The sequence below is a fragment of the Aliiroseovarius crassostreae genome, from assembly GCF_001307765.1.
GTDB lineage: Bacteria > Pseudomonadota > Alphaproteobacteria > Rhodobacterales > Rhodobacteraceae > Aliiroseovarius > Aliiroseovarius crassostreae.
Window position 1 is genome coordinate 20837 of the sequence record NZ_LKBA01000004.1, and the last position, 12207, is coordinate 33043.

Genomic DNA, 12207 nt, shown 5'->3' on the forward strand with positions numbered 1-12207 from the left:
CCTATTCGGTCGCATCTTGCGCCGCGTCATCCATTGCCGCAAGCTCGCCCAGTGTGACGGGCTTGAGTGGGGGGCGGATGCGGTAATAGCCTGTCTCATCCGGGGATTGCCCGTTGGCATCGGCCAGTAGCGCCGTAACCGTCAGCCCGCAATAACGACCCTGGCAAGGGCCCATACCGGCGCGGCCGAACGCCTTTGTCTGGTTCGGCCCCAGGCAACCAAGTTTTGCATATTTGCGGATATCGCCAGCGGTCACTTCTTCACAGCGGCAGATCACCGTGCTGTCGGCGGGATCGAGCGCGGATGCATAGGGCGGATAGGCGGCATCCAAAAACGGGCGCGCGGCCCTTTCCCGTGCCAGGGCTTGGCGCAGGGGCGCGGCCAGACGATTGCAGTCCTGGGGCGACAGGCGTTCGGCATCCTCTGCGATTTTCAACGCCGCCAACCGTCCGGCGTAAACGGCGACTTTTGCACCACCAATCCCAGCGCCATCGCCAGCGATGAAAACCCCTGCAACATCACTTTGGCCCCACGCGTCAAGCGCAGGCACAAAGGACCCTTGCGCCGCGTTCCAGTTGTGGGAAATGCCAAGGGATCGGGCTGCCTGCGTGTTGGGCACAACGCCATGATGAAGAAAAACCGTTTCGCATGCGATCCGCTGTTTGTGACCCTTGTGGATGAACGTCACAGCCTCGGCCTTGCCATCGCCCTCAATGGCGATGTCTGTCGCTCCCGTATAGCGGGGCACCTTCGCACGCTTGAGTTCCTTGAGCATTTTCAGACCCTTGGCCATGTAGGGCCAGCCCCGCACTGCGCCGCTGATATGCCGCAATGCACGGATCATGTCACCGTGGGTCTGTGTCTCGACCAGTGCAGCGGGTGGCATGCCTGCCCGCACCATCTGGGCGGCGATCAGATAAAGAAGCGGGCCTGCGCCGACCAGCACCGCCCCCTGCGCCACAAGGCCGGATTGTTTTAGCAAAATCTGGCCAGCGCCGGCTGTCATGACACCCGGCAAGGTCCAGCCTGGTATCGGCATCGGGCGTTCCAGCGCACCGGTGGACAGCAGGATGCGATCGGTTTTGATCTGCGCAGCACGGCCGTTGCGGGTGTAGGAAATGCGGAATTTCTCTTCGATGGCCCAGACGACAGCACCCGAAATATGCTCGACACCGCTCTGTCGCAGATCCTTGGTCAGGTGTCTGCCCTCGGTATAGTCTGTGCCAAGAATGTCCCCGCGCGACTGTGAAGCCAAATCGACATCGCGGTAAATCTGCCCGCCCGCCCGAGATTGTTCATCCAGCACCGTAACGCTCAGCCCCAGCCCGGCCGCTTCCGCGGCAGCGGCCATGCCCGCGGGACCGGCGCCGATGATGACAAGATCACGCCTGTTCATCTTGCGTCCCCTTTTGGTGTGGGCGGGTGAGGATCATGCCTTCGGTGACATCCATCATGCAGGCCTGACGGGTCACGCCGTCGATCTCGATCAGGCAGTCAAAGCAGGCCCCCATCATGCAGTAGGGTGCGCGCGGCGCGCCGGAAACGGGGGTGTGGCGGAACACATCCACCCCGGCGGCCAGCAGGGCTGCGGCAAGGTTTGCACCGTCTGGCAGGCGCAGCGGTGTTCCGTCCCATGTCACGTCGACACGCGGACCGCTTTCCAGCTCATGAAATGGCGAAGCGGTCTTCATTGAACACCTCCAGGTCTGGGGCTGCGTCAGTGCCTTCCAACCAGTCAGGCAGAAGACGCGCATGGGCAGCTGAAAGGGTGATGCCACTGTGACAGGTGACAAGGTAAGCGCCTGGCATCTCAGGGCTTTCTTGATAAATCGGCAGGCCATCAGGTGACAGGACGCGCAATGCGCCCCAGCTGCGCACCAGTTGGGCACGCGCCAATGCCGGATAGGCAGCGATGGCCTCGGCGGCGAGGCCCGAGAGCCCCGGTTGTGTCACGCGGTCATCGAAACCGACTTCTTCATTGGTGGCGCCAATCTGAATGCCGCCCTCGTCCACCTGCCGTGCAATCAGCGACGGGCGGTTGATCAGTTTTGGCATCTTCTCGGTGATCAGAACCTGCCCGCGCTGTGGGCGAATGGGGGCTTTGAACCCCATGGTCGGGCCAAGCTGCACGGCCCCGAGACCGGCGGACAGGACCACTTTGTTTGATGTGACTGACGTGCCATCCGCACAGGTGATGCGAAAGGCATCTGGTTTCGACACGCCGATCACGGTTTTACCGGTTAACACACGTCCGCCCAACCGGCGCACATCAGCGGCAAGAGCCAGCAGCAGTTTCAGCGGGTTTGCATGGCCGTCCTGGTGGTGCAGGATTGCCCCCACGACTTTGGGGCCGATATGGGGCTCTTCCTTGCGAAGCGCATTATGACCAAGCACGTCATAGGGGTAATTGCCCCCCAGCTTGGCTTTCAGAACCTCGTATTTTTCAACAGTTGCCGCGAGTGTTTCTTCGGAGAAGTGCAGATCGTATCCGCCCTTTTGCTCAAGCGACAGGTCATGGCCGGTGTTCTCGCCAAGCTCCTGCGCGAACTCCGCCCAGATTGCGGCAGAGTGTTGTGACCATTGGGCATAGCGGGGTTGGTTCATGCCTTTGGACTGAACCCAAACCAGGCCGAAATTGCCGCGGCTGGCGCGAAACGATCCGTCATCACCATCCAGCACCGTCACGGTCAGGCCACGCTGGAGCAATCCCCAGGCAACCGAAAGGCCCACAACGCCTCCGCCGATGATTGTATAATCGGTGTCCATGACTACAGTCCGTTGGTGTCGGTTTGAAGGTCAGGGCGAACAGGGCCGCCCTGACATAATTCAGATCAGTTGCCTGCGGCAGCCACTTGATCAAGGATCGCCTGACCCCACTCAACACCGACATCTTCAAGAACGGCGGGCCAGACCTCTGCACGGGCTTTTGCGGCCATCGCGGCAAGGTCGTCTTCCGTCAACTTGGCCACGGTGGCCCCCAGTTCATCGACAAGGCGCTGTTCGTTTTTGGCCTGATCTGCTTCAGCCACTTCCCAGCGGGTGGCCTCGAACACGGCGGCCTGTTCTTTCAGGGCAGCCTGATCTTCATCCGACAGCTCTGCCAGGCTGCTGTTCGAGATGATCATGTACCAGACTTCGAAATGGGTGTTGGCGGGGATGTAGGTTTTGGTCACGTCGCGGAACGAGGCATAATATCCTTCGGCGCCGGACCCGATCACACCATCAACCACACCGGTCTGGACGGCGGTGAACGCTTCCGAGAAGGGAATGGGGGCCGGAATATAGCCAAGCGCCTGGCCGGTCAGCTGGAAGCTCTTGATGCCCGGGACACGCACCTTGATGCCGTTTGGTTCAACCGAACCGGGGTTTGCGTTTTCCACATTAAGGGAGATGCCGCCGAAATAGACCGGATATGCTGCCAGCATGGTGATGTCCTGTTCGGCATAAAGCCCGGCGACCGTTTCGCGCACCACACCGCCCGGGCCGTAAACTGCGCGGGCCTGATCCCAGTTGCCTGCGAGATAGGGGAAGGAACTGATCTGCATCCGGCGATCCGCAGCAGCCGCTGCCGGCTGGGTTGCCATGTCAATTGCACCCACGCTGATGCGTTCCTGAACGCTTGTGTAATCCCCAAGGGCCGAGGCGGGGAAGATGTTGATCTTGACCTCGCCGTCGGTGGCCTCATCTACCGCTGCTGAGAACGCGCGCAGTTCCACGTCGATCGTGGCATCCTGCGGACGCACGTGGCTCATCTTCAGGTCTGCTGCGGTGGCGTAGCTGCCAAGCGCCAGAAGAGCAGCGGTGGCTGTGGTTAGGAATGCGTGTTTCATGTGTGTTTCCTCCGTGTTGTGCTTTTTGGGTCGTTGTTCAGTGGTTTCAGGGCGCCACGTCATATCCGAAGAGACGCGGCAGGAAGAGTGAGAGATCCGGCCAGAGCGAGGTCAGGAACACGACCGGCACATAGCCAAACAGGATGAGTTTCATCGCGGGGGGGATGACCTTGGTCACCTTCACATTGCCGATCCGTGCACCCAGATACAGGATCGAGGCATAGGGGGGTGTCACACCGCCCATGGCAGTGTTGACGCCCATGATCGCGGCAAATTGCACCGGGCTGACGCCAATCGCACTCATCAAGGGCAAGAGCAGCGGCGCAATCAGGATGATCGCAGTTACGTCATTGACCACCATGCCGACGAGGAACAGCATGATGTTGATCAGGATCAGCAGAATAACTTTGTTCTCAGTGATCGAGAAGATGCCTTGCACCAGTTGCTGCGGGATGCTCTCGAAAACGAACATCTGGCTGAGGATCATGGAAAACAGGATCATCATCATGATCGCGCCCACGGCGGTGGCGGCTTCTTTGCCCGCCGACAGGAAGTTGCTCCACCTCAGACCTTTGTAGATCAGGAACCCCACCGGGACGGCGTAGATCACAGCAACGGCGGCGGCCTCGGTCGGGGTCATAATGCCCCCATAGATGCCGCCAAGGATAATAACCGGCATCAGCAGGGCGGGGAAAGCATGGAAACCACGCCGCGCCACTTCACCGGACAGTTCCGAGAAGGAGGGTTTGTCATCCAGCACCAGGTCGAATTTGCGCGACATGATGATATTGATCACGGAGAATGCTGTCATGATCAGCAGGCCGGGACCGAGCGTGGCAAGGAAGCAGGCAAGGATGGACGTGTCCGTGACCCAGCCATAGACAATCATCGTCACCGAAGGGGGGATCAGCAGGCCAAGGATCGACGAGTTGGCAATCAGCGCAGTGGCGTATTCCCGGGGGTAGCCGCGTTTTTCCATCTCGGGGATCAAAAGCGGGCCGATCGCTGCGATGCCGGTCAGGCCCGAGCCAGAGATCGCCCCGATCACGGCGCAAGACACGGCGGCCACCACTCCCAACCCGCCACGGATGTGGCCGATAAACGCGTTCACAAAGCGCAGGAGCGATGCGGCGATCCCACTTTCAGACATCACCGTGCCCGCCAGGACAAACAGGGGAATGGCCAGCAAAACCGGGTTGCCCAGCTGTTGCACGCCCCAGAGCATCATCCCCTTCATGGTCACATCCCCCATGAAATACATGACCATCAGGGCAGAGCCGAAACAGTAGGGCAGGGGCACGCCCAGGGTAAGCGTGATCACCAACAGAGCGATGGCAAGAAGGGCAATCTCAATCATGCGGTCTCTCCGGTTTTCAAGCTGAGAATGTGGCGCACAAGGTGCGAGGCGGTGTAGATCATCATCAGCGCCAAACCGATGACCAGTGCGACATCGGAATAGAATGTCGGGATGTATAGGGTGGGGCTTTCGCGCCAGACCCGCCAGGCATATTGGGTGTAGTCCCAAGCCCAGGACAGCAGCCACAGGCCAACGGTCAGGCTGATAATCTCACCAATGATGGCCAGAACGGTGTGCCCGCGCTCTGTCTTGATGAAGATCTCAAGGACATTGGCGCGGATATGTGTGTTCTCGCGCGAGGCGTTGACGGATCCAAGGATGTAGAGCCATACCGTCGGATAGGCCATTGTCTCTTCCAGCCCCATGACCGGAACCTGCAAAACATAACGTGTGATGACCTGAACGAACTGACCCAAAGCGACTGAAATGATCAGTGCTGTCAGCAGATATTTGGCAAATCTATCCATCTGTCCCCCGACCCACAGGTTTCAAAGTGTGGGTATCCCACCATCACACTGGACATTTGGCATTAAATCAATTTGATAATATCTTTAACTTCATAAATCAGGTTTATGGCCATGCAATTGTCCTTTCGACAACTTTCCACGTTTCGGGAAGTCATGCGATCTGGTTCGATCAGCCAGGCCGCCCGTGCGGTTGGCCGCACTCAGCCTGCGGTGTCCACAATGATTCAGACCCTTGAAGATCAGCTGGGCTTTGCCCTGTTTCTGCGATCTCATGGCAAACTGACACCGACGCCGGAAGCCTATTTTCTCCTTGAGGAATGTGAGGATATCCTGGGTCGGGTCGAGCGCACGGAACGCACACTTGAAAGAATCAGCTCGCTGCAATCCGGCAAACTCAAGATCGCCTGTCACCCCGCAGCGTCGAGTGCTTTCCTTCCGCGCCTGCTAACCAGCTTTCTCAAGGACCGGGACAATCTTGATCTATCCTTCATCATGAGGTCCTCAGACGTGATCGAAGACCTCATCGCGTCGCAACAATACGACCTTGGATTTGCCGAAACCCCGAAACCGCGCGCGTCGATCCGGCAAACAGATTACAACCTCGAATGCGTTTGCGTGTTGCCAAAAGACGATCCGTTGGCGCGTGCACAGGTGGTCACGCCGGATGATCTGGATAGCCGCCCAATGGCCGTTCTGTTTGATGAGCACGGAACCGCGGTGCAAACCGAGGCCGCGTTCCACGCCGCGGGATGCCATTTCAACAAGCGGATCGAACTTCGCACCTTTCTTCCGGGACTGCAGTTTGTCGCAGCGGGCGTTTGCGTGATGGTTTGCGATATGATCACCGCTTATAGCCATCTGCTTCAAACACCGGAGAACGAACGCCTGACGATACGGCGCTTCAGCCCGCAAATATCAAACAGCGTCTCAATCCTGACCCCGGGCTACGCCACGCAATCCATGGCAAGCCAGGCCTTCATAGGCAAGCTTCACGCGGCGGTAGAACAGATGCAGACCGAGATCCGAGACGCGTTGAAGTGATAACGGCGGGGCTGCCTCGGAAAGCACGCAGCTCCAGCGATGGCGTTGCAGACGAGGCTGAAGGCACCTGTTCACTGTGCCTCCGTGATGTCTCGTTTTGGTGCCTCGCTCAACTATCGGGCCCACCTTACCGCAATATGCTGTCCGCCATCAGGCGGATGAAGGTGGTCTGATTGATATAACCCGTGACAGGAAGCTGGCGCGCATCTTGATACCTGCGGATGGCGCGGCGGGTGGCATCGTCAAATTTCCCGTCAATCTTACCCGGCTTCAGGCCCAGACTTTTCAACCGGGATTCGATCAGTTGTCGGGCGCTTTTGTTCAGGCCCAGCCCCTGCTCAGCGGCTTGCGCCAGTTCAATCCGGGCCTTGTCTGCATCCGAAACCGACAGGTCCGCTATCCGCGCTTTGGCCTGGTCGGCAAACGCGCCCTTTGGATACTGGGACAGATAGGTCCTGTAAGCCTGCTGGTCATTTCGGGAACGGGCTCGGTCCCATGCCTCCCGGTCCTGAGCAACCGCCTGAGTACGCTCTCGATCCTCGATCACCTTCAATCTTTCCTGCGCCAGATCGGCATAAATTCCATCCGGGAACCGTTCAAGATAGGCCCTGAGCCCGGCCGCATCCCCGGCCGCCCCCGTTTCCTGCCAGAACGCACGGTCACGCTTGTCCTGTTCAATCTGCCGCAACCGCGCTTCTTCTTCCAGCTCAGCCGCCCGCAACCGGGCCTGCTCCGCCAGCCGCGATATGTGCTGCGCGTTCAGATAGCCAGACTCCGTAAGACCATTGGCCTTCTGCCAGGTCGTGATTGCGGCGCGAGAGCCGCGCCCGAAAATGCCGTCAATGCCACGGGTATCATAGCCCAGCAGAGACAGGTTGCGCTGGATTTCACGACGCGCATCACGGCTGAGGTTCAAATTCTCTTCCGCGGTTTTTTCCCGGTAAAACGGGGTTGCCCGCAAAGAGGCAAGGCGCTGGCGGGCATCCGCTGCGTGGGCCCCGGATGGGTGGCGGTCAAGGTAATCCTGATAGGCTTGTTCAGAGTTTGCAGACAAGGCCCGCGCCCAATCATCATCATCCTTGCCATCATTTCGCGCGGGTGGCTGTGCCTGCACCTGTTCAGGCTGATCAAACAAGGAAAGGGTTTGCGGGGCGAAACCCTCCACTGTCAGATCCGCCCGTCGCGCGGCCCGGATCAGGTCTGCATCGGGTGCTGCAACCACTCCGCCAACAAAACGCGACACATCACTCAGCTCTCCGCGGATCACGGTGACCCCCTGCGGAATGGTGAACTCCCCGGCTCCCGCGGAAACGGGGCCACTGTTCTGTGCAGACACGTCCCCTTCCGCCAACGCAAGAACGGCGCGTCCGGGATATTGCGCCAATATCGCAAGGGCCGCATCCAGCGGGAAAGCCTGCATCAGCACCTGGGCCGGGTCCAGCGGGTCCTCGGCATCGACAGGCAACAGATAGGCCCCGCCTGCCCCCGCAGCAAACCGCCCGGCCAGAATGATCGCAACCTGACTGGTGTCATCATCAATGCCATCGACAAATTCAGTAAAGGCCCGCCGCATCTGTGCGGCATTCGCATCCTGCACGCTGGTGACGGATATCCCCTGCGCGGCCAGCGTATCAGCATTTTGTTGCATATCCGCAGGCCGCCCCAGAAAGCTCAGGAAACCGTAATCTGCATTGCCGACAAAAAAGGCGCGCCCATCGCTCCAACCCGGCGTTGCCAGCGTCATCATGGTTGCCAAGGCGGTGGTCAATGTCATTGTAAATCGTGTCATAAAACGGCTTCTCCTTCTGACAACCGACCCCGGCCGGCACGCATTCCCTTCAGCCGCGCCCAACCTTCACAACAGGTCTGCACGGTCCAACGCGATAAGGTTGGGCCGCAGCAGGGTATCACGTCAAGGTTGGGTGCGGGCAATCGCTCCCCTGTCAGGACCGCTAAGCCGCAATCCGCTGAAAGGCGGGATGGATCCCCATCATCTGCCGCCCAAAGCGTTTCGGGATAAACATGTGTTTCAGGTTTATCCCGAAACGCTTTAGGCATTGCAGACGCAACCGGGCAGGAGCAGCGCTCAGACCCTCCGCAAAAAGCCCTGCCAGAGCCTTTTGCGAGCAGTTCTACCCACGGGACAGCGACCTGGCACCCGTGGGGAGCGCCAGTCAATCCTCGGCTTCGTTCATGTCTTCGATCAGACGCGTTTCCAGAAGCTGACCATGCTTGTAAAGCAACGGGTAGGCAACCGCCGCGATGTGGCTGTTGAACTCCCTGAGGGCACGCAGGGTTTCAAGGTGGATATCCGATGTTTCGAAACTCGCCACCTCCCCCATCTGCAACCGCTTCAAATGCTTCTTGCGGCTTTTCCGTTCCGCACGCTTCACCTCGGTTTTTTCCAAACTCAGGAGCCGCGCGCTTTCCAGGTCATCCGAGACAAGAACATTGCTGGCAAGGTTCAGGTTGGACAGAATGCTTTCATGCATCCGGGTCAGTTCGGCCCAGCCATCCAACGAGAAGGTCGTATGGGTTTTGGCCATTTCCTGCGCCAGCACACAAAGGCGCTTGGCCACAACGTCCCCGGCTGTTTCCAGTCGAATGGCGTATTCCATCAGGTCGCGGACCGCCTTTACATTCTCCCGCCCCAGTTCCCGGTTCGGAAGTGCGGCCACGTAATCCCGGATCCCGGTCAGGCAGTCATTCACCTCGTGATCCAGTGCCTGCACCGCCTTGATCTTTTCCCCGTTATTTTCACGATACAGCTGCAAGGAAGGGCGGAACATGACCTCGACCATTTCCGACATGCGCAGCAGCTCTTTCTTCAGGCTGGCAATCACCTGGGCGGGCGTTCCGATATTGTCGATATCAAGGGCGGACCCCGCACGCAGGTTAATCCCCGCCCCCTCATTCTGACCGGGTTCGGGCATGAACCGCTCAGCACTGGCGGCCAGTGCCTTCCCAAAGGGCATGGCCATCAGGACCAGCAGGGCATTGAAGGCAATATGTGCCATCACCAACATCTGGCCGGTTTCCGGCAAGACCATCACGCCGGAGCGCAGGAACAGGTTCACCGCAAACAGCGCGACAACCGCCCAGACCCCACGCAAAAGCAGATTGGTATAGGGCACTCTTTGCGCCGCAACCCCCATCCCTCGCGTCAGCCAAACCGGGATCACCGCCGAACCCAGGTTCGCGCCAAGCACAAGGGACAGACCCGCCGCAAAGGGAATGGCATCAATCTGCACCAGGGTCACACACATCAGAATGGCGGCCACCGAGGAATGCATCACAAAGGCCAGCGCCGCCCCCACCAAAAACGCGGTCAGGTAGTCACGCGCAAGATATTCCGCAATTGCCGGCAGGAACGCGCTGTCCCGGATCGGATCCATCGCCTCGCGCAGGAACCGCAACGAAATGAGGATAAATGCCACCCCCATCAGGATCCGGCCCGCCTGACGCCACCGGCGTTCTTCGACCTTGACGAACAGCCAGCCGCCAATGGCCAACAGCACCGGCACCAGCCAATCCAAGCGGAAAGACAGGATCTGGATCACCAGGGCAGAGCCAAGATCTCCGCCCAGCACAATGGCAAGCGCGGCAGGAAATTGCAGGTATCCTCCCGCCACGAACCCGGATGCGAGCAACGCCACGGCGGCCGAGCTTTGCAGCACGGTCGCCAGCATGACCCCAAGGGCCGAATTGGACAAAGGGCTACGTTCCTGGGTCATCATGCGCTGGAAAGACGCGCCGAAACTGCGTTCAATTCCAGTCCGCACCATCCGCACGGCAAACAGCAGGAGCATGGTGGCGCCCGCAAGGCTCAATAGGAAACTCAGGATCGCCATCAGCCATTCACCACTTGCAGCAATTGTTCATGAAGTTCAGGCGTGGCAGCAGACACCACCCGCCCGTCGGAATGCAGCCCAAGGGGGGCACCGGACCAGTCGGTCATCACCCCGCCTGCTGCTTCGATCACCACAGACAGGGCCAGGAAATCATAGGGCTGCAGATCATAATCCACCACCGCATTCACATGCCCCATCGCGAGCAGCGCATGGGGGTAGCAATCATAGGCCATCCGGCGGGTCTGCCCGGTGCGGGTCAGCCGATCAAACAGGGCCGGATGATCCCGAAAGATCTTCTCGCCCTCGTTGATATAGAGGATACCCTGCGCCAGATCGGTCTGGTTGGAGGTTTGAACGGGTCGACCATTCAGCCTGGCCCCCTGCCCGCGCTGCCCGATCAGCACTTCCTCCAGCACCGGCATGCCAATCACGCCGATCTCAGGGGTGCCATCAATCAGATGGGCCAGCAAAAACCCATAAAGCGGGTGGCCTGACAGAAAAGAACGTGTGCCATCAATTGGGTCGATCACCCAAAGATGGGCGCTGTCTGTCTGGCTCATCCCCTCTTCTTCGCCAAAAATCCCATGGTCCGGGAATATCGCTGCCAGATAGGCGCGCAGCTCGGCCTCTACCGCCTTGTCCGCCTGCGTAACCGGGCTTTCATCGGCCTTGAACTCAACCCCCAACGCCCCCCGGAAGTAAGAGAGGGACGAGCGCGCGGCGATCTGCGCCATTGCCTCGGCATGTTTGGCAAGATGTGACAGTTCCGTCATGCTTTCATTCCTCCTTTGCCCGCAGGCACCAATGCGACCTTAACGCCCCAGCCATCCAGCGCCCGGGTCAATCCCTTGTCTGGCGCTTTATCGACAATGAGAAGGTCCACCCGGTGCGCATCCAGCCCACAATGCGGGGCTTTGACCCCGTATTTCTGGTGATCCAACCCAATCACCACACGGTCCGCGCGGTCAGCCACCACCTCGGACAGGGCTGCTTCAACTGGATTGATAAAAAGAAACCCGCGTTTTTCCGACAGGCCATCCACACTCAGGACCGCAAGGTCAAACGCAAACCGTTGCGCCTGACGTTCCGTGACCGAACCGAAAGTGCCGCGTTCATCGCTTTTCATTTCTCCGCCGAGGAAGTGCACCCGGTTTCCGGATGTCCCCAGCATTGCCTGCGCGATCGCAATCGAATTGGTCACAACGGTCAGACCCGTGTGTTTGCGCAGGCGCTCTGCAACAAATGCGGTTGTGGATCCGACATCCAGAAAAACGGTCATATTGTCGGCCACCTGCCGGGCGATCAGCTTGGCAATCTGCCGCTTTTCTTCCGGATTTCGCGCCATACGCTGAAAGAAACTCGGATCTCCGGCACCGCCAACCAGATAGGCACCACCGTGGACCCTTGCGACCGATCCGGTCTTGGACAGCGCCTTGATCCCACGGCGCACGGTCTCTTCCGACACATCAAGATGTTTCGCCAACTCGGACGACCGGGCAGCCCCGCCAAGCCGCCGCAAGGCAGTCAGCAGATCAAGCTCTCTGTGAGACAGGTTGGAAGCGTCGGTCATTTGCATCTTTCGGTCAATTTCGGTCATTTAACCCACAGTTTCCATCACTTTCCATTAAAAAAGATCTGATGGCGCTCAGATATCAACAAAC

The 12207-nt window shown here is 59.2% G+C and carries 11 protein-coding genes; 1 reads left to right on the plus strand and 10 read right to left on the minus strand.

The features are described from left to right. Position 1 precedes the first annotated feature (1 nt). From AKJ29_RS02195 to AKJ29_RS02220, 6 genes are all read right to left on the minus strand, one after another. Positions 2 to 1396: an FAD/NAD(P)-dependent oxidoreductase gene (locus AKJ29_RS02195; protein WP_055187555.1), complete on the minus strand. Its 1395-nt coding sequence runs from the start codon at positions 1394 to 1396 to the stop codon at positions 2 to 4. After that, positions 1383 to 1691 carry a (2Fe-2S)-binding protein gene (locus AKJ29_RS02200; protein ID WP_055187556.1) on the minus strand — a complete coding sequence of 103 codons (309 nt, stop codon included), beginning with the start codon at positions 1689 to 1691 and terminating at the stop codon, positions 1383 to 1385. Before AKJ29_RS02200 ends, AKJ29_RS02195 begins: the two co-directional genes overlap by 14 nt. Beyond that, on the minus strand, positions 1666 to 2766 hold the full coding sequence (locus AKJ29_RS02205; RefSeq protein ID WP_055187557.1) for an NAD(P)/FAD-dependent oxidoreductase: 1101 nt from the start codon (positions 2764 to 2766) through the stop codon (positions 1666 to 1668). The genes AKJ29_RS02200 and AKJ29_RS02205 overlap by 26 nt, the downstream gene beginning before the upstream one ends. A gap of 65 nt (positions 2767 to 2831) precedes the next feature. Beyond that, positions 2832 to 3830, minus strand: coding sequence for a TRAP transporter substrate-binding protein DctP (gene dctP / locus AKJ29_RS02210; protein ID WP_055187558.1), 999 nt, complete (start codon positions 3828 to 3830; stop codon positions 2832 to 2834). Positions 3831 to 3876: 46 nt separating this feature from the next. Then, positions 3877 to 5187: a TRAP transporter large permease gene (locus AKJ29_RS02215; RefSeq protein WP_055187559.1), complete on the minus strand. Its 1311-nt coding sequence runs from the start codon at positions 5185 to 5187 to the stop codon at positions 3877 to 3879. Beyond that, positions 5184 to 5654, minus strand: coding sequence for a TRAP transporter small permease (locus AKJ29_RS02220; RefSeq protein ID WP_055187560.1), 471 nt, complete (start codon positions 5652 to 5654; stop codon positions 5184 to 5186). Before AKJ29_RS02220 ends, AKJ29_RS02215 begins: the two co-directional genes overlap by 4 nt. A gap of 111 nt (positions 5655 to 5765) precedes the next feature. Here AKJ29_RS02220 and AKJ29_RS02225 point away from each other — a divergent pair, with 111 nt between their 5' ends. Next, positions 5766 to 6695, plus strand: coding sequence for a LysR family transcriptional regulator (locus AKJ29_RS02225; RefSeq protein ID WP_055188919.1), 930 nt, complete (start codon positions 5766 to 5768; stop codon positions 6693 to 6695). A gap of 127 nt (positions 6696 to 6822) precedes the next feature. Here AKJ29_RS02225 and AKJ29_RS02230 read toward each other — a convergent pair whose 3' ends face one another. The 4 genes from AKJ29_RS02230 to AKJ29_RS02245 form a co-directional block, all read right to left on the minus strand. After that, positions 6823 to 8484: a peptidoglycan-binding domain-containing protein gene (locus AKJ29_RS02230; protein WP_082392490.1), complete on the minus strand. Its 1662-nt coding sequence runs from the start codon at positions 8482 to 8484 to the stop codon at positions 6823 to 6825. Between the two features lie 385 nt (positions 8485 to 8869). Beyond that, positions 8870 to 10546 carry a Na/Pi cotransporter family protein gene (locus tag AKJ29_RS02235; protein WP_055187562.1) on the minus strand — a complete coding sequence of 559 codons (1677 nt, stop codon included), beginning with the start codon at positions 10544 to 10546 and terminating at the stop codon, positions 8870 to 8872. Then, the gene (locus AKJ29_RS02240; RefSeq protein WP_055187563.1) at positions 10546 to 11319 is read right to left on the minus strand and encodes an inositol monophosphatase family protein; all 774 of its coding nucleotides are present in this window, start codon (positions 11317 to 11319) and stop codon (positions 10546 to 10548) included. The genes AKJ29_RS02235 and AKJ29_RS02240 overlap by 1 nt, the downstream gene beginning before the upstream one ends. Beyond that, positions 11316 to 12116, minus strand: coding sequence for a DeoR/GlpR family DNA-binding transcription regulator (locus AKJ29_RS02245; RefSeq protein WP_055188921.1), 801 nt, complete (start codon positions 12114 to 12116; stop codon positions 11316 to 11318). Before AKJ29_RS02245 ends, AKJ29_RS02240 begins: the two co-directional genes overlap by 4 nt. Between the last annotated feature and the right edge of the window lie 91 nt (positions 12117 to 12207).